This is a genomic window from Streptomyces jeddahensis (genome assembly GCF_001642995.1).
In the GTDB taxonomy this organism is placed as follows: domain Bacteria; phylum Actinomycetota; class Actinomycetes; order Streptomycetales; family Streptomycetaceae; genus Streptomyces; species Streptomyces jeddahensis.
On record NZ_LOHS01000156.1, the window covers coordinates 152,921 to 172,688 of the forward strand.

At 70.2% G+C, this 19,768-nt stretch carries 12 protein-coding genes and 4 pseudogenes; 8 read left to right on the forward strand and 8 right to left on the reverse strand.

Translation table 11 applies throughout. The annotated features are described in order from the left end of the window. Window positions 1–61: 61 nt before the first annotated feature. Complete coding sequence (locus tag STSP_RS39405) at window positions 62–988, reverse strand: hypothetical protein (protein WP_067284482.1); 927 nt, start codon at window positions 986–988, stop codon at window positions 62–64. Window positions 989–1,149: 161 nt separating this feature from the next. Between STSP_RS39405 and STSP_RS37795 the strand changes: the two genes are divergently transcribed. After that, entirely contained in the window at window positions 1,150–1,392 is a 243-nt protein-coding gene (locus STSP_RS37795; RefSeq protein ID WP_078067675.1) for a helix-turn-helix domain-containing protein, read from the forward strand. Between the two features lie 192 nt (window positions 1,393–1,584). Here STSP_RS37795 and STSP_RS31895 read toward each other — a convergent pair whose 3' ends face one another. Further along, the gene (locus STSP_RS31895; RefSeq protein WP_232789869.1) at window positions 1,585–2,907 is read right to left on the reverse strand and encodes a hypothetical protein; all 1,323 of its coding nucleotides are present in this window, start codon (window positions 2,905–2,907) and stop codon (window positions 1,585–1,587) included. Between the two features lie 374 nt (window positions 2,908–3,281). Between STSP_RS31895 and STSP_RS41375 the strand changes: the two are divergent. Then, a pseudogene (locus STSP_RS41375) lies at window positions 3,282–3,698 on the forward strand (AAA family ATPase); the annotation flags it as partial. A gap of 560 nt (window positions 3,699–4,258) precedes the next feature. Next, window positions 4,259–4,450, forward strand: a pseudogene (locus STSP_RS41380) (hypothetical protein); the annotation flags it as partial. A 201-nt stretch (window positions 4,451–4,651) separates the two neighbouring features. Here STSP_RS41380 and STSP_RS31905 read toward each other — a convergent pair. Continuing rightward, window positions 4,652–5,401, reverse strand: coding sequence for a TioE family transcriptional regulator (locus tag STSP_RS31905; RefSeq protein WP_067284484.1), 750 nt, complete (start codon window positions 5,399–5,401; stop codon window positions 4,652–4,654). A 58-nt stretch (window positions 5,402–5,459) separates the two neighbouring features. Here STSP_RS31905 and STSP_RS31910 point away from each other — a divergent pair, with 58 nt between their 5' ends. Beyond that, complete coding sequence (locus STSP_RS31910) at window positions 5,460–6,662, forward strand: erythromycin esterase family protein (RefSeq protein WP_067284485.1); 1,203 nt, start codon at window positions 5,460–5,462, stop codon at window positions 6,660–6,662. 411 nt (window positions 6,663–7,073) lie between these two features. Here the strand turns inward: STSP_RS31910 and STSP_RS31915 are convergent, their stop codons facing one another. Beyond that, complete coding sequence (locus STSP_RS31915) at window positions 7,074–7,697, reverse strand: winged helix-turn-helix transcriptional regulator (protein WP_067284486.1); 624 nt, start codon at window positions 7,695–7,697, stop codon at window positions 7,074–7,076. 81 nt (window positions 7,698–7,778) lie between these two features. Between STSP_RS31915 and STSP_RS31920 the strand changes: the two genes are divergently transcribed. Further along, window positions 7,779–8,693 carry an alpha/beta fold hydrolase gene (locus STSP_RS31920; RefSeq protein ID WP_067284487.1) on the forward strand — a complete coding sequence of 305 codons (915 nt, stop codon included), beginning with the start codon at window positions 7,779–7,781 and terminating at the stop codon, window positions 8,691–8,693. A 74-nt stretch (window positions 8,694–8,767) separates the two neighbouring features. Beyond that, window positions 8,768–9,787 (forward strand): annotated as a pseudogene (locus STSP_RS37800) (IS5 family transposase). A gap of 103 nt (window positions 9,788–9,890) precedes the next feature. Here STSP_RS37800 and STSP_RS31935 read toward each other — a convergent pair. Then, on the reverse strand, window positions 9,891–11,066 hold the full coding sequence (locus STSP_RS31935) for a CaiB/BaiF CoA transferase family protein (protein WP_067284490.1): 1,176 nt from the start codon (window positions 11,064–11,066) through the stop codon (window positions 9,891–9,893). Window positions 11,067–11,228: 162 nt separating this feature from the next. Between STSP_RS31935 and STSP_RS31940 the strand changes: the two genes are divergently transcribed. Then, the gene (locus STSP_RS31940; RefSeq protein ID WP_107441467.1) at window positions 11,229–13,109 is read left to right on the forward strand and encodes a cellulase family glycosylhydrolase; all 1,881 of its coding nucleotides are present in this window, start codon (window positions 11,229–11,231) and stop codon (window positions 13,107–13,109) included. A 26-nt stretch (window positions 13,110–13,135) separates the two neighbouring features. Here the strand turns inward: STSP_RS31940 and STSP_RS31945 are convergent, their stop codons facing one another. Then, a complete protein-coding gene (locus STSP_RS31945; RefSeq protein WP_067284492.1) occupies window positions 13,136–13,843 on the reverse strand; it encodes a nucleotidyltransferase domain-containing protein in 708 nt (235 codons plus the stop codon). Window positions 13,844–14,010: 167 nt separating this feature from the next. Between STSP_RS31945 and nhaA the strand changes: the two genes are divergently transcribed. After that, a complete protein-coding gene (gene nhaA / locus STSP_RS31950) occupies window positions 14,011–15,906 on the forward strand; it encodes a Na+/H+ antiporter NhaA (protein WP_067284534.1) in 1,896 nt (631 codons plus the stop codon). 46 nt (window positions 15,907–15,952) lie between these two features. Here nhaA and STSP_RS31955 read toward each other — a convergent pair. Continuing rightward, window positions 15,953–16,475, reverse strand: a pseudogene (locus STSP_RS31955) (DUF6250 domain-containing protein). Then, a complete protein-coding gene (locus tag STSP_RS31960) occupies window positions 16,402–19,761 on the reverse strand; it encodes a CHAT domain-containing protein (RefSeq protein ID WP_067284494.1) in 3,360 nt (1,119 codons plus the stop codon). The pseudogene STSP_RS31955 and the gene STSP_RS31960 overlap by 74 nt, the downstream one beginning before the upstream one ends. Window positions 19,762–19,768: the final 7 nt, after the last annotated feature.

Sequence of the window (19,768 nt, forward strand, 5' to 3'; positions counted from 1 at the left end):
GCGCGCCCGCGACCTGACGGCGCGGCCGACTGGCCCGGATCGGCTCAGGCGCCTCCCGGCCTCATCCCAGCCAGGTCACGCCGCCGCTCTGCGTACCCGCGAGGGACTCGTCGCTCCAGGCTGCCGGGGACGTGTCGTCCAGCGTCACCTCCACAGCGGTCACATAGGTGCCCGGCTCCGGTGGGGTCACCGTGAACGGCCCGCAGCGCGTGGGCTTGGTGTCGATCGCCATGGAGCAGTGCCGCAGCGCGTGCTTCTCCTTGGAGTCGACGTTGTACAGCCAGACCCAGATCCACCTGGTGACCGGCTTGTCGGCGGTCACGATGTCGCCCCGCACCTTGACGTAGAGCGACACTGCGCGATCCGACCTGGTGATGCAGGGATCGAACAGGATGTCGTGCTTCGGCACGGGGGCCCCTCCACGACAGGAGGTCACCGATGCCGCAGCGGGCCCGTCGGCCGATGGAGCGCCGCTGCTCGACGGCCTGTCCCCGGACGGGGCCGCGTCGGTCGTCGAGGGCGAGGCACCGGACGACTCACCCGGTGCCGCGTCGCTCACGTCGCCCTGGCCGTCGCGTTCTCCGCCCAGCCACTGCGGCGCCACCCCGGAGATGAGCAGCATGGCCATCACACACAGGGCGGACAGCGAACCTGTACGGATATTGATGACCGTCTGTCTGATGTGCCCGGTGTTTCCGCTGGTACGGTCGGTCGTCGCCGAGCCGATGTTCACCGTGGTGTTCCGGTCACCCGAGCCGGACGGTGTCAACTGCTCCTTGATCACGGACACAGTGGGATTCGGCCGATTCCCTCGTTGCTGTGCGTAGGTCAGCCACTGCATCACCAGAGCGGCCAGCGCCACGACCAGGCTGAGCACTCCGGCCAGCCGGTCCGCGTCGTCCAGGCCCATCACCTGCAGCAGCAGGTACAAGACCACCGGCAGCAGCGCCAACCCCACCCACACCGCACGCCTGAACCAGATTCCCATGCGCCTGTCTTTCTTCTCCGCCAGGACATCGGCCCGCCCCCGTGACGGGCCGTTCCCGCCAGTCTCGACCTGGGTGTTGTTGACCTCGACCCGCCCCGGTCTGGTAGGACAATCGCTCATCAAAATCTGGTCAATGACGGGTGTGGCGGCAGGGGAGCGCGGTGGGAAGGCCCGAGTCGGAGCTCGATCCGGCAGCTGGTCCGGTCGAGGAGTTCGCCCACGAACTGCGCCGGTTACGGGAGCGCACAGGCCGGACGCCCTATCGCGACCTTGCCAAGCGCGCCAACTTCTCGGCCTCGGCGCTGTCCTCGGCAGCGGCGGGGCAGCGGCTCCCGAGCTGGCCTGTCGTGTCGGCGTTCGTGCGAGCGTCTCTGATCAGCCTAGCGATCTCATGTCAGATATAGCGTCTTGCATGGGTTCTGCCCACCGTGGAGGGGTGGCGTGGGCGTGCAGGTGGAATCCCGCGCCCAGTGCTGCTCCTCGTGGCCGGTGTCGGCGGGTGGTGGGTGTGCTGATCGTCGTCACGCCCTGGTGCCGGTGGGCTGCGCGGGGCAGCCGCCTCCGGTCCGTGTGAGCGTGTCCCTCCGGACGCTTGCCTACCGGGCCGCATGGGCCGGTGGGGGAGGGTGCCCTGCGTCGCCTGGGCGCGGGGCGTGTGGATCGGGGCCGGGTGGGTCCGGTCTTGGACCGGTCCCGGCTGGTCTTCTTGAGGGTAGGGGTGACCACTGCTGTGGCTTCGAGCGTGTCGACCACCGAGCGGATAACCATGGTGCTGGTGATGCGGTCGACGACGGTCTTGGCCTGGTGGGTGAGGCCGCGTGCGGCGATGCCAGAGAGTCGTTGAGGTTCGACCGGCGGGCGGACACGTGCCGGATCTCGTCGGTGAGGAGCTGGTGCCTGGCGGCCAGTCGGTGCTGATCGTCCCCGGCCATGAGCCGCTGGTACTGGTCAGTCTTGGCATGCAGAAGCTCGGACAGGCGGCGCAGGCGGTGCTGTTTCGCCAGGACGCCGGCGGCGCGGAGCATGCCCCCGCTGCCGAGGGCAGTGATACGCCCGTTGTCGTGGAGTCGGACAGCCCCGGCGGACAACAGTGTATTGAGGCCCCAGTCCACGCCGAGTGCGACCGAGTGCCCGGTTCGCTGCGCCTTCGGGACAGCGTGGGTGTAGGCGAGATCAGCCCGCACTCTGCCCAGGTGGATGCGCAGGGTAGGCAGGTGCAGCACCGCATTGGCAGGGATGGTGGGCGGCAGCGTGATAGGGCAGGCGACCCAGGTCCAATCCCGGTAGGAGCGCGGGTCGGGGCGCGTGGGCAGTTGCAGGCGCAGCAGTGCCCGGCCCGGCTCGTCGCCGCGTTCGAGCGTGGCCTGCTGTCCGTCGCACGCCGACAGCAGCAGCATCCGGGCGGTCCGGGGTGCGGGCTTCAGCTCGAACACGTCGACCGGCAGACGGCCGTGCTGCCTCGCGAAGGCCAAGGCCTGCCGTGTGCGGGACTTGATCACACTGGACGGCAGGAACTGACCCCTGGGCACCGCTTCACGGACGGCATCCCATTCCTCACCCGTACGCTTGGCCGGATCAGCGGGCCAAGTCGCGAGCACCCCGGCGGTGAGGTCGGCACGCCACTTCGCCGCCCGCAGCATGCGGCCGGCCTGTTCCTGAGCCATGCGCACGATGCGGTCGTTGACCTTCACACCCGCGGGCGCAACGGTGGTCCAGCCCAGACGCCGCAGGGCCGTCCAAGCGTTCGACGGCAGCTTTCGACCGCCCGCGTCCTCCCCAGAGGCGAGCAGGCCCACGTCGGTGGTGTTCCAGTGCTCGGCAAGCAGCGCACCGACCATGCCGGAGACCAGACCGGCAGCCCAGCCGACCCGCTCCGCCAGCACCGATGCAGGCAGCAGCTCGCCGGTCTTCTCGTCCACTGCGGTGCGCAGGACGGCACGAGCACATGCGGTTCGGGCAGTCTCGCCCTCGGCGAGCGGCAGTTTCCGGCTCATCGATGCCCCCTCCCCACCCGCGATGCTGTCATCCGATCAACGACACCCCCACGAAAGGGTCACGCATTCGATCTACGCACTCAGATACGACGCCAACGCTGACTCCGGACACACAGCATGACTCCGACCGGTGACACATCACTACGGATACCAAAGGAAGAGCGTGAGCCTGCGGGGTGACCGACGAGGCGCCGTGGCTGCGGCGCTGGGAGGAGGTCTCGGGGCTACGGCGGCCCGGCCCGCCCTCCGCGGTTGCCTCAGCTGCCGCCGCGACCGGACCAACGGCTCCGACCGGTTCGATGGCCGGACGCCTCCCGGCGGAGACCACGTCGTTCGTGGGGCGCGAGAACGAACTCAAGGAGATCGAACAGCTCTTGGTGACAGCCCGGCTGGTCAATCTGACCGGTCCCGGTGGCGTCGGCAAGACCCGGCTCGCCCAGCGGGCCGCCCGCTCCGGCCAGCTCGGCTACCGGGACGGGATCCGCTGGGTGGAACTGGCCGACGTCACCGACGCAGACATACTGCCCCACAAGATCCTCACCGCTCTCGACGCCGCCGCACGCGACCAGGCGCGCCCGCCCGTGGACCGCGTTCTCGGCGCCCTGACCGAGCGGGAGATGCTGCTCGTACTCGACAACTGCGAACATCTCTCGGACGCTTGTGCCCGGCTGATCAGGCAGATCCTCTCCGGCGCGACCAGGGTTACGGTGCTGGCAACCAGCCGGCGGGCGCTCGGTCTGCCGGAGGAACACCTTCTCACCGTCGGACCACTGCCGGTTGGATCACCAGACGGAGCGGTGCCGCTCGGATCATCGGCCGACGGCTCGGTGAGCGAGGCGGTGCGGCTGCTCGTCGACCGTACGCGTGCCGTGTGCCCCGACTTCGCACCCGTCGGGCGGGACGCGGCCCTTGCGTTCCGGGCCTGTGAGCGCATGGACGGGCTGCCACTCGCCATCGAGTTCGCTGCGCGACGGCTGCGTACGCTGTCGCTTGAGCAGTTGGTGCAGCGGCTGGACGAGCGGCTTGCCCTTCTCAGTAACGGCGACCCGTCCGCGCACCCGCGGCACGGCTCGCTGCGGGCCGTACTGGACTGGACTTTCCGCCTGTGTTCCGCTGCCGAACAGCGTGTCTGGCGCCGTCTCTCGGTTTTCGTCGGCCGGATTCCGCTGGAAGCGGCCGAAGCCGTCTGCGCGGACGAAGCCGTCTGCGCAGACGAAGCCTTCGAGCCGGGCGACGTCCTGAACGCTGTGGCGGGCCTTGTGGATCATTCGGTGCCTCGGTGTTCGACACCACAAGCGAGCAGGTCGACACCGACACCGGGGAGATCACCCCGCCGAGGTGGAGACCCGGAGGCGATGTGGGAGCCCATCGAGCAGGTGGCGCCCGGCACGAACTGGCCGCCGCGATGGCCGCGCTGTTCGAGCCGACGCCGCCGCTCGACTCGGACGCGGACCAGGCATGGCGGGCCGACGCGCTGAAGTACGGCCGCCTCTCGCACGTCGACCAGGTTCCGGCTCCCCGATCTGCCGTGGCCTGCGGCCCCTGGGTGATCCGGCTGCGGTCGATGAGGAGTAGGGCTCAGCCCGGGACGAGGCCGACATCGGTGGACGGGTCACCGGAGACGGAACCGCCTGTGACTCTTGTTTCTCTTCGGCTGGCGCCCGACGTCTCATCCGCGCTCGCGGAGATACGCCTCCAGCTCTGCGGCCCCGGTCAGCATCGCCCGCCCACGGGCAGACAGCCGACCGTGCCAGTCGCACAGCGCGGCCTCCAGCGGCTCCAGCCCGCCGGCCGCCCGCACCTGGGCGATCAGCGGGGCGATCTGCTCCAGCAGGTAGCCGCCCCGCCTGAGCTGGTGGGCCAGCCGGGCGTCCCGTACGTCGGCCTCGTCGTAGACGCGGTACCCGGTCCGCGGGTCGCGGCACGGGCGCACCAGCCCGGCGCGCTCCCATTTGCGCAGCGTCGCGGGCCGGATTCCGAGCTTCCCTGCCAGCGGCCCGATGAACGTGCCGCCGGGCCCGGACACCGGAGCTGGCTCAGACCCCACACCAGGATCGGGCGCCGTGGTGGGCTCCAGGTCGCGGAGGGCGCTCTCCACGGCCTGAACGGTGCGCCGGTCGTCGAGGAGCTGGGCGTGGCTCTCGTCGATGAGGCGGAACGCCTCATCGACCGCGCCCTGGTTCACGGCCCGCATGATCGACGTCGCCGTCTGGTGGCCGTGCCCCGGGACCAGGGCAAGAAACGCGCGCAGGGCCCCCGCGTGCAGCGAGGTGTAGGTGCGGTAGCCGTGGGGTGTGCGACCGGCGGCCGGAAGGATGCCGGCCTCCTCGTAGTTCCTGATCGCCTGCGTGGACAGACCATGCCCGCGCGCCAGATCAACCGGCCTGAGTCGCTCACCGTTTTGAAGGTTTCGGCCCATGAGCCGAGGATATCGCGGAGAAAGTTTCAATCGAAGATTCAACGATACCGTTGAAGGCATGGCTACTGACATCAAGGACGCCGCCCATGCCGTCGAGGCTGCCGCCGTCATGAGGCTGCTCCCGGCCCGGCCCCGGTTGCTCGCCCTGGGCGAGCCCACCCACGGCGAGGACACTCTGCTCGACCTGCGCAACGAGCTCTTCCGGCAGCTCGTCGAGCAGGAGGGATACCGGACGATCGCGATCGAGAGCGACTGCATGATGGGCCTGGTCGTGGACGACTACGTCACCTCGGGCACGGGCACTCTCGACGAGGTCATGGAGCACGGATTCAGCCACGGCTGGGGCACAGCCGCGGTCAACCGCGAGCTCGTGCGCTGGATGCGCGCCCACAACGACAGCCGGCCCACGTCCGAGCGGCTCCGCTTCGCCGGTTTCGACGGCCCGCTGGAGATCACCGGCGCCGCGAGCCCCCGGCAGGCCCTCACCGCACTCCACGGCTACCTCGCGGCCCGGGTGGACGCGGACCTGCTCCCTTGTACCGGAGAAACGCTCGACCGCCTGCTTGGCGCCGACGACCGGTGGACCAACCCCGCCGCGATGATGGACCCGACCCAATCCATGGGGCAGTCGGCCGAGGCCAGTCGACTGCGGCTGCTCGCCGACGATCTGGTGGCGCTGCTCGACGCGCAGACGCCGCACCTGATCACGGCGACCTCGCCGGACAACTGGGACCGGGCGCGCCTGTACGGGCGCACCGCGACCGGCCTGCTGCGCTACCACTACTGGATGGCCGACACCTCACCGGCCCGCATGACCCGGCTGTGCGCGCTGCGGGATTTGATGATGGCCCACAACCTCCTTGCCATCGCCGCTCGGGGCCCGGCACTCATCCACGCCCACAACTCTCATCTCCAGCGGGAGAAGAGCACGATGCAGATGTGGCAGGGGCCGGTGGAGTGGTGGAGCGCCGGCGCGCTGGTGAGCGCCCAACTCGGCGAGGAGTACGCCTTCCTGGCCACGGCTCTCGGCACGATCCGGCACCAGGGAGTGGACACGCCGCCGCCGGACACCGTCGAAGGACTCCTGTACGAACTCCCGGAGGACCGCTGCGTCATCGACGCCCCGCGGCTGGCCACCGCCCTCGGCGACACGCGGCCCGCCCCCCGCGTATCCCCCTGGTTCGGCTACTCCCCGCTTGACCCGGCCCACCTGGCGGCCAGTGACGGCATCGTGTTCGTCAAGGACGTCCCGCAGAGCTAGGCCCTGTCGTCAGGCGACGCGGGGCAGGCGGGAGTTTGACGACAGGGCCTAGGGCCTGTTTTGAGTTCTGACCATGTGACTGGTCGGAGGCTGTGGATCCAGGTGATCGCGCCCCGTAAGTGCAGTCCGCCTTGGTGGCTTTCGGGGTCTGGTCATAGCGGCCTGGCGAGGCCTCGCCAGGCTTGATCTTGTTGATGCAGCGCTCCAAGAGCACCTACGCCCAGTACATCGCCGCTGCACGCGACCAGCGACCGACCTTTTGAACCCGGACCGACGTCACTCCCTCCCTCAGTGCTGCGGCCCGCCGTCGGACAGGCAACGAACGCTCCACCTGACTCACCAGGACGTGGGGGTCTCCGCGGTGATGGCCATCTCGGGTCCCGCCGCCCGCGGGGCACGCCCAATGGCGCGTCAGACACCGAAGACGGCGCGCACGGCCGTCTCATCGCCTTCAATGTCGACGATCCCACGGACATCATCGAGGGCGAGTACGCCAGCCGCCAGGCCGAGAACGATCGCGGCGTCAGCGCGGAGGACTGCGTCGAGATCTCGGCCATCATGTGGGCCGACCTCTACGCCCGAGCCTGTCGACCGTACCTGAAACAGCCGGCCGTCGACCCCAACCCCCATCGCCGATGAAGAATCGGCAGCCATCCTGCTGCCGAGCAGGGCCGGAAGGGCGACGACGAACCACTCTGCGCGGAAACGGTCACCGCCGGGTCCACGCACCATGAGCGGCGTGGACCAACGGATAAGCCCCTCGATTGGCTCCCGCAGCTCGGCGCCCCAGGGAGTGAGGGCGTACACAACGACATTGCCCTCTTCGGCCAACCGCCGCTCGACCACACCGGCGGCCTCAAGATCGCGGAGCCGATCGGAGAGCAGGTTGGTGGCCACGCCAGGGAGCCCATCCAGCAGCTCGCGGTAGCGGGCGGGAGCCGTGAGGAGCTGGCGGACGATGAGCAGATTCCAGCGGTCGCCCACGACATCGAGCGCCCGGGCGAGACCGCAGTACTGGCCGTAGCTTCGACTCATTTCACCCGCTTGACAGACCTGCTTGACATTCTCAAGTGTGCTTGAGTGAATCAAGTCTAGCCGCCAGATTGAGGTGTAGTCATGACTGACGCGGAAAGGCCTGCCTGGGTCGACGACGGACTGTTCCCGTTCGAGAGCCACTTCGTCGCCATCGAAGGGCACACCATCCACTACGTCGACGAAGGCTCAGGGCCCACGCTGCTGTTGCTGCACGGCAACCCAACCTGGTCGTTTGTGTATCGCGACGTCATCCGCGCCCTGCGAGACGAGTTCCGCTGCATCGCACTCGACTATCCCGGCTTCGGACTGTCATCGGCCCGCCCGGGCTACCGGTATCTGCCCGAGGAACACGCCCAGGTCGTCACTGCGTTCGTCGACATCCTGGGCTTGAGCGGGGTCACCCTCGTGGCCCACGACTGGGGCGGACCCATCGGCCTCGCCACCGCAGAACAGCGGCCCACCGCCTTCGAGGCGCTGGTGCTGACCAACACCTGGGGCTGGCCGATCGCCGGCGCGCCCCACGTCGACATCGCTTCCCACCTGATGGGCGGGCCTCTGGGGCGCTTGCTGATGCGGCAGTTCAACCTCTTCGTCAACGCGATGATCCCTGCCGGGCACCGGCTACGGAAGCCGACCGCCGAGGAGATGGCCCACTACCGGAACGCTCTCGCCACCCACGACCGGCGTGAGGCAACGGCCGTACTACCCAAGGCAATCACCGCCAGCCGCGCCTTCCTTGCTGATGTCGAAGCCGGACTCCCCGACCTCGCGTCGCTCCCGACGCTGATCATCTGGGGCGACGCCGACTTGGCCTTTCGCAGCAAAGAGCGGCAGCGGTGGGAGCGAACCTTCGCCGACCACCACACCGTGATTCTCGAAGGCGCCGGCCACTTCGTGCAGTCCGACGCGCCAGACCGGTTCGCGGCAGCGATCCGCGACTGGCGCACGCCCCCGACGACCCGTGGCGCCCGGCGCGAAATGCCAACAGAGCCGTAGGGTCTGTGCGGGGTCGGATCACTGGATCGGTGACGCCCGCTCCGAGAGCGTGTCGGCTGCAGTAGACCGGGCGCGTGACGCGTGGCGAGCTGACCGATGCAGGGTGGGAGTTGGTTGAGCCGCACATGCCGCTGGGGGTGTCCGGGCCGATTCCCGGCCTGCGCCGCTACTTCAACGCGGTGATGTGGAGGTTCCGGACCGGCAGTCCCTGGCGGGACGTGCCGGAGAGCGACGGCTCCTTCCTGGTCGACGGTCTATGACCGGTTCCGGCTGTGGGCGAATTCCGGGGTCTTCCAGGCGCTCATGGAGGCGATCGCCGAGGCGGCGGCCCGCGGTGATATCGATCTCGGTCTGGTCAGCGTGGATTCCACAGTCGCCCGCGCACATCACCATGCGGCCGGGATGGTGGTCGACGTGGAGCTCCTCGACGAGCTGGAGAAGGCCGTGGTGGAGGAAAAGGGGCTCCAGCGAGGGGGCAAAACGACCCGGCAGGCGAGGCGTCCGACGAGCCGGCAGAAGCCGAGCGGGAACGGCGCCGTGCCCCGCGTCGGCGCCACCGTGCACGACTGCGGGCCGCAGAACTGGGCCGGTCTCGGGGCGGGTTGACCAGTAAGGTCCACCTCGCCGCCGACCGACGCTGCCGCCCGCTGTCCATCATCCTCACCCCCGGACAGGCCGCGGACAGCCCGCGCTTCGTTGCGGTCCTGGAGAAGATCAAGGTGCGTGGGCGCGTCGGCCGCCCCCGGACCCGGCCGGATGCGGCCGCCGGTGACAAGGCGTACTCCTCCCGCGCCAACCGCGCCTATCTGCGCAGACGCAATATCAAGGCGGTGATCCCGGAGAAGGCCGACCAGGTTGCCAACCGCAAGAAGAAGGGACGTTCAGGGGGCCGCCCGGTCAGCCGCGACACCGCGCTCTACAAGGACCGCAACACCGTCGAACGCTGCATCAACAAGTTCAAGGAATGGCGAGGGCTGGCCACCCGCTACGACAAGACGCCCGAGAGCTACACCGCCGGGCTCCACCTGCGCGGATCCGTCCTATGGCTACGCAGCCTGCCAGCCCTCCCATTCTCAACCCCGCACAGTCCCTAGTGCCGCCATCAGCAGTCCTGTCTGTCGGGCGCCCCGAATGCGCGGGTGGCGTCCCGGCCCTGGACGGGGCGTGATCTGAGCGAGGGCTGGTGAGGCGAACCGCTCACACCACCCCGTCCCGGCGCAGCGCATCCGCCTCCTCCTCAGGGACCCCGAGTTCGGCGAGGATCTTCGCCGTGTGCTCGCCCACGTCCGGGATGGGGTCCATCCGCGGCGAGGGGTCGACGAGGCCCGGAGGAGCGAGCGCCGGGAGCGGGCCGGATGGTGATCCGACCTCGTGCCAGCGGCCGCGGGCCGCCAGCTGGGGGTGGTTCCACACGTCCGCCAGGGTGTTGACGTGGGCGTAGGCGACGGGGACGGCCTCGAGGAGCGCCGCCGCCTCGTCGCCGGTCAGCGCAGCGAAGCGCTCGGCGATGATCCGGCCGAGCGCCTCGCGGTGCGCGTTGCGGTTCGCGTTGCCCGCGTAGTCGGGGTGGTCGGCGAGCTCGGGCCGGCCCAGGAACCGGTCGCAGAAGGCCCCCCACTCGCGCTCGTTCTGGATGCTCATCATGACGACCTTGCCGTCGCCCGCGGTGAACGGGCCGTAGGGGTAGATCGTCGCGTGGGCCGCCCCGGCCCGCGGCGGCGGCTCGGCGCCGTCGTAGGCGTAGTACAGGGGGAAGCCCATCCACTCGACGGTCGCCTCCAGCATCGACACATCGACATGTGAACCTTTGCCGGTGGTGGACCGTGCGAGGAGGGCGGCGAGGATCGAGCTGTAGGCGTACATCCCGGCGGCGATGTCGGAGACAGCGATCCCGACCTTCGCCATCTCGTCACCGGACCCGGTGACGGACAGCAGCCCCGCCTCGCTCTGCACCAGCGCGTCGTACGCCTTCATCGACTCGTACGGGCCGCCCTGCCCGTACCCGGAGATGTCGCACACGATCAGACGGGGATGCGCCTCCTGCAGCTCGCCGGCGCCCAGGCCCATGCGGGCGGCGGCGCCCGGTGCCAGGTTCTGGAGGAAGACGTCCGCGCTGGCCAGCAGTCTGCGCAGGACGGCCATGCCGCGGGGATCCTTGATGTCGAGGGTGAGCGACTCCTTGTTGCGGTTGACCCAGACGAAGTGCGAGCTCAGCCCCTTGACGCGGGTGTCGTAATGACGCGCGAAGTCGCCCGCCCCCGGCCGCTCGACCTTGATGACGCGCGCCCCGAGATCGGCGAGCTGGCGGCTGGCATACGGCCCCGCGATGGCCTGCTCGAGGGATACGACGGTCAGTCCGCGTAGGGGTTGCACACGTCCTCCATGGTCGGTCAGCGGTCGGTCGGACTCGGTCTGCGGTCGGTCGGAGGTTCAGTGTGCTGCACGGGACGGCGAAAGCCCCCTGCGGGTGCCTGCGGTGATGGGCGGTGATGGCGGTATTGACGGGCACAAGGTGGGCGCAGGAATGTAATGGACATGGCGAAGAACACGGTGGCATGGCGTCTGATCGGTGCGCTGGTGCTGCTGGCCGGGTTGCTGACAGCGGCCGGTTCGGGTGCGCCGTCGTCGGCCGCCGCCGACGGCCTCCCCGGATCGCTGTGGTTCGACGGACCGGCCGCCGCCGTGCTCACGGCGGACGACGGAGGCTTCACCGACGGCCTCGGCCGCGAGGTCGTGCTGCGCGGCTACAACGTCTCCGGCGAGACCAAGCTCGACGAGAACCGCGGCCTGCCCTTCGCGTCCGTTGCCGACGCCCGCAAGTCCGCGGCCGCGCTACGGGCGCTCGGCGGCGGTAACACCGTGCGCTTCCTGCTGTCCTGGGCGTACGCCGAACCGGTGCGCGGACAGGTCGACACCGCGTATCTCGCCGCCGCCACCGACCAGATGCGGGCCTTCCTCGACGCCGGGATCCGCGTCTTCCCCGACTTCCACCAGGACCTCCACTCGCGCTACCTCTTCGACGAGGACAGCTGGTACACGGGGGACGGCGCACCCAAGTGGGTCGTCGACGCCGGCGACTACCCGGACGAGTTCTGCGGAATCTGCCTCTTCTGGGGCCAGAACATCACCCAGAACGAGGCGGTGAAGCAGGCGTCGTACGACTTCTGGCACAACGCCCGCGGCGTCCAGGACGCCTTCCTCGACACCGCGCAGACCACGATGACCTACCTGGCTCAGCACCTCACCGCCGAGCAGTTCGCCGGCGTCGTGGGCTTCGACCCGTACAACGAGCCGCATGCCGGCACGTACGACCCGGGGCAGACCAGCCGTATGTGGGAGCGCGACGTGCTCTGGCCGTTCTACGAGAGGTTCCGGGACCGGATGGACAGGGCCGGCTGGCAGAACAAGCCGGCCTTCGTCGAACCGAACCTCTTCTGGAACGCCAACCTGGCCTTCCAGAAGCAGGAGGGCGGCCTCCTCGACGCGGGCACGCTCGGCCCGCGGTACGTCTTCAACACGCACTTCTACGATCAGAAGGCGATCTCAGGGATCTTCATGCCTGGCAAGGCGGGCGACGGCCAGTACGTCGCCGACTTCGCCGCCGTACGCGACCGGGCCGACGCCGCCGGTACGGCGGCGGTCGTGAGCGAGTTCGGCCACCCGCTGTCGGGAGCGGTCTCGGACAAGGCGCCGACCGTCCTCAAGGCCATGTACCAGGCACTCGACTCCCGTCTGCCCGGCGCCGACTGGTGGTCGCGGCCCACCGACTCCGGAGCGGTCCTGTCCGGCACGCAGTGGCAGTGGGACATCTACAACGGGCGGCACCACGAGCTGATGAACGGGAACCCCGACAAGGTGCAGACCGAGGGGGACGCCTGGAACGACGAAGACCTCTCCGCGGTCCGGCTCGACGACTCGGGCCGGGCGGTGCTGCGCCAGGACGCCCGTCTCCTGGACCGCCTCTATCCCAGCGCCACCGCGGGGGACACGGTCGCCTTCACGTACGAGGACCGCTCGCGCGACGGCTCCACGACCCTGACCTGGAACCCGGTACCGGATTCCCTCCCTCGCGTCGCCGAGCTGGTGGGCTCGGGCCAGTACGGCCTGCTGCTCTGGCGTTCGGACGGCAACCCCGCGCCCACGGAGCTGCACCTCCCGGCGTCCTTCCCCACCTCCGCGACCACCGTCGTCTCCGACCTCGGGACGGTCACCGGCCCGCCCGCCTACGCCGAGAGCGCTCCCATCGCCGTGGCCCCGGAACCCGGCGGCACCGGAAGCCGCCGCCTCCTGCTCACTGCCCCCGACTCGGGCACCCTGCACTACGCCCTGGTGACCAACCGTGCGACGGAGCCGTCCGCCGCCCTGCTGAGCGCGGCCCGGGCGGAACTGGCCGCCTGGGCCGCGGCACACTCCTGAACCAGCTGCCCACCGGGCCTCAGGCCTCAGGCAGTGTTGAACCCGTCCCACAAGCGCCCGCCCACGCTGTCCAGCACCTCATCGACCAGCGCGACCAGTGCCTCGGAGCGACCCTCGAGGGCGTCGCGCACCGCCGCTTCCAGGCGCCCGGCAAGACCGGGCTCGGCCGCCTGCAGGCGCCGGGCGAGCCACTTGCCGGCGCCGAGCCAGCGTCCGCGGACGAGCAGCACCAGTTCGGCGGTGCGCTGGGCCAGCGTCGTGACGATGAACAGGCGCTCGACCGGATCGGCGCATCCGGCGAGATCGTCGAGGACATCCGTCAGCACGTATCGGCAGTGCTCCAGCTCGTCCGGGGCGACCGGCGGTGGCCCGGCCGCGACCCGTTCACCGGCCTCCTCGGCGAGCCGGGCGCCCCTGCCGTCCCGGTCGAGAACCAACCGGCCCTGGGCGCACATGAACAGCAGCGGTGAGCGCCGGTTCGCCGTCTCGCGCTCGACGAACTCACACCAGGTCTCCTCGGTGTGCACGAACATCTCCACAGGCCAACCGGCTTCGACGAAGCTGCTGCGGTACGGGGCGGGCGCGCCGCCGTCCAGCACCACCACGAGGTCGAGGTCGGAGTACGCGGTGCGGCGCTCGGTGAGCACGCTCCCACACACGAAGGCGGCCAGGGCTTCCGGGTAACGCTGTTCCGCGATCCGTCGCGCGGCTTCCACGGGTCCGAGTCTGTTCATGGGCCCTCATCTTCTCGGAGCGCACCGGTCCTGGCACGGGGATTTCGCTGTGCCCAGGACCGGGGATTTCGCCGTGCCCAGGACGTGCCCATGACGTGCCCAGGAAGTTGACCGGCCGGAACACCCCGAACCATGCCCTGATCGGGAATGCGAGGCACAATGCCGTGGTGACGGACTCCGACTCCACGGCCCCCTCGTCCTCCGCCGGACGCGTCTCGGTCAGAGGCGCGGCCAGCACGCCGCTACGCGACTTCCTGAGGACCGAGACCGGCAGCGCCATGGTGCTGCTGGCCGCCACCCTCGCCGCCCTCGCGTGGGCCAACATCGCGCACGCGTCGTACGAGGACTTCTGGCACACGCGGTTCTCGGTCACGCTCGGCGGCCGGGGCGTCTCGCTGCCGCTGCGGGAGTGGATGAACGCCGGACTGATGACGTTCTTCTTCTTCGTCGTCGGTCTGGAGGCGCGCCGCGAGTTCGACATGGGGGACCTGCGCGACCGGCGCCAGCTGTCGCTGCCGGCGATCGCGGGGGTGTGCGGCATGATCGTGCCGATCGCCATCTATCTCGCCATCAACGCCGGCCACTCCTCGGTGCACGGCTGGGGCGCCGCGATGTCCACGGACACCGCGTTCGCGCTCGGCATGCTCGCGCTGCTGGGGTCGCGCTTTCCGGAGCGCCTGCGCACGGTCATCCTGACGGTGACGGTCGTCGACGACTTTCTCGCGCTCGGGGTGATCGCGGTCGCCTACAGCGAGGACGTCGACCTGCCCGCCCTTCTCGCGGGCCTGTGCATCTTCGCTGTGATCCTGCTGGTCCGCGCGGTGGGGGTGCGCCACGGTTGGGCGTACGCGCTGCTCGGCGCGGCGGCCTGGGTGGCGCTGCTCAAGTCGGGTGTGGACCCGGTCGTGGTGGGCCTGGCGCTCGGTCTACTGACCTATGCGTACCCCTCGCCACGTAGTGAGCTGGAGCGGGCCACCGGCCTGTTCCGCGCCTTCCGTGAACAGCCGACGCCCGAGCTCGAGCGGTCGGTACGCCGGGGGCTCAGGTCGGCGGTATCGCCGAACGAGCGGCTGCAGCAGCTCTACCACCCCTGGACCAGCCATGTGATCGTGCCGTTGTTCGCCCTGGCGAACATGGGCATCGTGATCAGCGGCGACCTGCTGGCCCGAGCCTTCACATCGCCCGTGACCCTGGGCATCCTGTTCGGCCTGGTGGTGGGCAAGCCGATCGGCATCATCGGCGCGGCGTGGCTGACCAACCGCCTCAGCCGCGGCCGTATGACGCCGCAGGTCGGCTGGGGAGCCGTGGCCGGGGGCGGCACGATCGCCGGTGTCGGCTTCACCGTGTCCCTGCTGATCTCCACCCTCGCCTTCCAGGGCCGCCAGCTCGAGGAGGCGAAGATCGGCATCCTGAGCGCGGTCGTCTGCGCCTTCGCCGCCACCTGGGCGGTCGCCCTCGTCATCTGGGCCCTTCCGCCACGCCGCCGGGCGCGGGCCCTGATCGGCACGGCCGAGACCATGGTCGACCTCGCCGTCCCGGTCGACCCAGACCGCGACCATGTGCGCGGCCCCGCGGACGCGCCGGTGACCATCGTGGAGTACGGCGACTTCGAGTGCCCGTACTGCGGGCAGGCCGAACCGGTCATCCGCGAGCTGCTCGCCGGGCACGCATCCGTGCGGTACGTCTGGCGGCACCTGCCGCTGACCGACGTCCACCCCCATGCCCAGCTGGCAGCCGAGGCGGCGGAGTGCGCGGCCGAGCAAGGAGCGTTCTGGGAGATGCACGAGCTGCTCTTCGCGCACCAGGGTGCTCTGGAAGCCCGCGACCTCGTGCGCTACGCCGAGCAGCTCGGCCTCGACACGGACCGTTTCCGCCAGGCCCTGCGCGACCGCACCTGGGCCACCCGGGTCGCCGAGGACGTGGAGTCCGCGGACCTGAGCGATGTCTCCGGAACCCCCACCTTCTTCATCAACGACCGCCGCCATCTGGGCGCCTACGACATCGAGGCCCTCTCCGCCGCCGTACACGCGGCCAAGACGCGCGCGGTGCTCAGGTCGGGGTGACGGGCTGCGTCCGCCCGTGCAAGCAGCAGCGCTCGAACAGCAGCGCTCAAGCAGCAGCCGTCGGCGACCGCCGCACCGCGCACCCGGTGACGCGGAAGTGGCTCCATACCGTACGGAAGGCGAAGTGGCCGCTAGTGTACGGCTCCGGGTCCGTGTAGTCGAAGACCAGCCGGCCGTTGTTCCACCACGGGGGAGCGGACATCGGTCGCGTTCCAGAAGTTGTTGAGGCCGGAGACACGGTCGTTGGCGCCGTCCGCCGAGACCGGTGTCGCGGTGTACTCGAGGACGTACGGGCCGTGGAGCCGCTCCCGGAACCACACGGTCGCACCGCCCGGCACGTCGATGTCGAGCACGCCGCGCTCCGCGTTGACGCTGCCGCCGCTCTCCAGCCCGACCGCCCACTTGCCGAGGCCGTGCCGGAAGTCGTCGTGAGCGATGCGGCGCGCAAGGTTCCGCACATGTTCCAACACGAGCCCTTCGTCGGCCTGTTCGGGGTCAGGCGCCGTAGAAGGCGAAGGCCCCCCACGCCGCGGCGCTGGGGAACACCCGCTGAAGGTAGCCGTCGCCAGCGGAGGCCAGGTGTCGTTGCCCCCACCAGTCGAAGGCCTGGCCTTCCTGTGTCGTCCCCTCGACGCCGCCGGAGTGGGCGGACCAGCGGTCGCACTCACCGTGGTTGCCCGCCCTGCGGTGGGCGAGGGCCAGTGCGGCGAAGCTCAGACGGTCGGTGTCGGCGGACCGTCCGGGCGACTCCAGCCGTGAGCACGCCCAGTCGATCAGGTCGGCGGCGGTCCACGAGGCCATCCGGCGCTGGGCACCGGCCAGCGAGCCCGCGACGGTGTCCGCGTCCCAGGCCGGTTCGGCGGCCAGCGCCTCGTAGAACAGAGACATCAGAATCGCCGCGTCACGATCCACCACCGGCCACATGCTCACGACCAGCCCGCGCGCCCCGGCGGACAGGAGCGCCCGCCCGAGCCCGACCAGCTCGTCCCGCTGTCGCACCTGGTGGCGGCCGCTGCTGCAGGCGCTCAGGGTGACCAGCGCGCCCGTCCAGTCCATGGCGGCCAGGCGTTCGGTCCGCACGACCTCGGTCGTGGCGGATCCGGAAGGTCCGGCGAGGAACAGCCCACTGCGTTCGGGGCGCTGCTCGTCGAACGTGCCGTGACAGGCGAGATGAACCAGGGAGAGCCGGTCCGCCGAATTGACCGCCGTCTCCAGCCAGTCGGCGGTGGCCGCCTCGTCGAAGTGCGCGGTGCCGCCGAGCCGGTCGACGACTTCGGCGCATTCGCCGCGGTAGTACGTGAGTTTCCTGGAGCCGGTCCCCGGAAAGCCCCCGGCCAGAACTGTTCCGTCCCGGTGCCACGCGCCACCGCCGGTTCTGAGCAGGGACGCGGACGGCAGGTATCGCGTGGGCCGGCTCTGACGGTCCGGCTCGGGCTGCGTCTCCTGGGCGTTCGACGGCAGATGCAGCGGCACCGTGTGCAGGAGACCGTGGGGGACGACCAGAACCGGGGTGCCTGGGCCGCCCACGGTCTCCACCACGTCCCGCACCGCCTTGTGCAGGGGACTGCGCACGATCGTGTCGAGGGCCGCCGACTGGTCCTCCACCGAGTTCGCCCCAAGCAGAGCGCGTACCTCGTCGGCGTACTGGTGCCGGCCCAGCGCCTCATGGCCGCCCAGCGACACCAGCACGGGCTCGGTCCGTCCCGCCTCCAGCACGAACGCGTACAGCGCATCGCGGCCGACCCAGAACTCGACCAGTGCGGAGGCACTGGAGCGGCCGAGCAGGCGTGCCGCCTCCGTCGCGGTGATCGGCTCGGCCATCCGGCGGACGCGGACTTCCGGGTACTCGGCAGACAACCGCTCCCAGAGTCCGGTGAGCTCCTGACGCACCTCCTCCAGGCGCTGTTCCCACCCGATCAGGCGCCGTACCCGAGCCTCGGTGTCCTCGCCCTCGGGACGCGCCGACAGTTCCGCGCGCAGCGCGCGCTGCCTCTGCCACAGCTCCTGCTCGCGGGCAAGCAAGCCGTGGTCGGTGCTGTCGACGGCGGATGCCGATCCGGTGTGCCGTACGGCGTCCAGCAGCGACCGGCCCTTCGCCCGTTCCACCAGGTCGAACGCCTGGGCGACGTGGCCGAGCGCCAGGGCGGTCTCGACCGCCTCCGCGTACGGCGGGGCCAGGAACGTGCGGAAGTCTGCCAGCGGACCGAGGTCGAGGGCCCTGCGGCGCAGTTGTTCGTACGCGTCGCACGCCGCCACCAGGTGGTCGAGCAGTGCGGGGCTGCGCTCCCCGGTCTCGAACCGGTACCAGCCGATCGCCGTGTGCGCCGTCATCACCGTCTGGTCGTCCGGCCGGCGGTCACCGAGCGCGGCGAGCCGCTCCATGGTCTTGGCCGCGGCCTCGGTCCGTCCGGTCTCCTTAAGGATCCGCAGCCGGACGGCCAGCCGGACCGCGAGCCGGTGCGAGAAGCGCTCCTCTGCCCGTTCGGCGGCGGCCAGGGCGCGCTCGCTGTAGGCGTCGGCGAGCTCCCAGGCTCCGTAATGAGCGCATATCTGGGCGAGCTTGCCGTCGATCACTCCGCCGTCGATCAGGATCCCGCCGTCAGGAAGGGCCGCCTCCGGCAGATCCGGGGCGACCTGTGCGAGCCGTCGCCGCGCCGCGAATCCGCTCAGCGCACGCGCCCGCAGGAGCAGACCGAGCTCCTCCTCCTCGCCGAGCCCGAACCGGCTTCTGACCATGGCCAGATGCCTCAGCGCGAAGCACTCCCGCAGGGCATCGCCGAGGGCGTGGGCCAGATGCCGGGAGCGGGAGAGCACCGACAGCGCGCGGCCGGGCGCTCCCGCGTAGAGGTGGACCAGGCCCAGCAGATTCCACACCTGGGGCATGCAGTGCGCCGCCCGCAGCTGCTCCCAGTGGCTCTCGGCACGGATCAGCAGCGCCTCCGCGGCGGCCAGGTCGCCCTCCTCGAACCGCTGTTCCGCCGTGTCGACGAGCCGGCGCCCCATGGTCGCGTTGAGGCCGATCTCCAGGGCGAGATCGGCTTCCGAGGAGATCTGCTGGCGCAGGTGGGTCTCGGTGAGCGCCTCGATCTGCGCGATCCGTTCGTCGTGCAGACGCCCGTAGTGCTCGTCGTCGACGTGGTCATGGATCCGCTTGAGCAGGTCGTGGGCGTGGGTGAAGGCGGTCCCGCTCTCGGCCTCACGGCCTGCTTGCCGGCTGATGTCCGCCAGATGGCTCCACGCCTTGACGGCGTCGAGGTCGGCGCCCGCGTCGGTGAGTGTCCGCGCCGCCTGGGCGGCCAGTTCCGCGGCTTCGTCGAGGCGGCCCTGGCGGGCGAGTTCGTGCGCGAGGTTGTCGGTGATGACGCCACGCAGGGAAGCGGTGATCCCTTGTACGGCCAGGGCGCGGCGCAGCGGTTCCTCGGCGCCTTCGAGACCGTGGGCGGTGACGATGTTGGCGTGGTTCTGCAGTACCGCCGCGTAGCCCGCGGAGTCTCCGGCGGCGCGGGCGGCGTCGGCCGCGTCCCCGAACAGGCGGACGGCTCGCTTCAGTCTGCCCTCTGCCGCAGCCGTCAGGGCGAGTCCCTCCAGCGCGGCACTTTTCAGGGCATCGTTGTCCGCGACCTCCCGGCATTTCTCGTAGTGGGCGGTCGCGTCGGCCAGGCGGCCCTCCGAGCGTGCCGTCTGGCCGAGCAGCCGATGGAGCATGAAGTGCAGTTGGACGTCGGCGACATGCGCGGACGCTGCTTCCACTGCGACGAGCACACGCTGGGCTTCAGCCAACCGGCCCTGGCCCAGCAGACCATGGGCGTACATCAACCCCTCTAACAGGCCCGCGAGTTCCGCGTCGTCGGACATGGGCCCT

Coding starts and splice junctions, on each gene's coding strand:
- STSP_RS39405 (WP_067284482.1), bottom strand. CDS start 988: ATGGGAATCTGGTTCAGGCGTGCGGTGTGGGTGGGGTTGGCGCTGCTG.
- STSP_RS31905 (WP_067284484.1), bottom strand. CDS start 5,401: ATGGGCCGAAACCTTCAAAACGGTGAGCGACTCAGGCCGGTTGATCTG.
- STSP_RS31910 (WP_067284485.1), top strand. CDS start 5,460: ATGGCTACTGACATCAAGGACGCCGCCCATGCCGTCGAGGCTGCCGCC.
- STSP_RS31915 (WP_067284486.1), bottom strand. CDS start 7,697: ATGAGTCGAAGCTACGGCCAGTACTGCGGTCTCGCCCGGGCGCTCGAT.
- STSP_RS31920 (WP_067284487.1), top strand. CDS start 7,779: ATGACTGACGCGGAAAGGCCTGCCTGGGTCGACGACGGACTGTTCCCG.
- STSP_RS31940 (WP_107441467.1), top strand. CDS start 11,229: ATGGCGAAGAACACGGTGGCATGGCGTCTGATCGGTGCGCTGGTGCTG.
- STSP_RS31945 (WP_067284492.1), bottom strand. CDS start 13,843: ATGAACAGACTCGGACCCGTGGAAGCCGCGCGACGGATCGCGGAACAG.
- STSP_RS31960 (WP_067284494.1), bottom strand. CDS start 19,761: ATGTCCGACGACGCGGAACTCGCGGGCCTGTTAGAGGGGTTGATGTAC.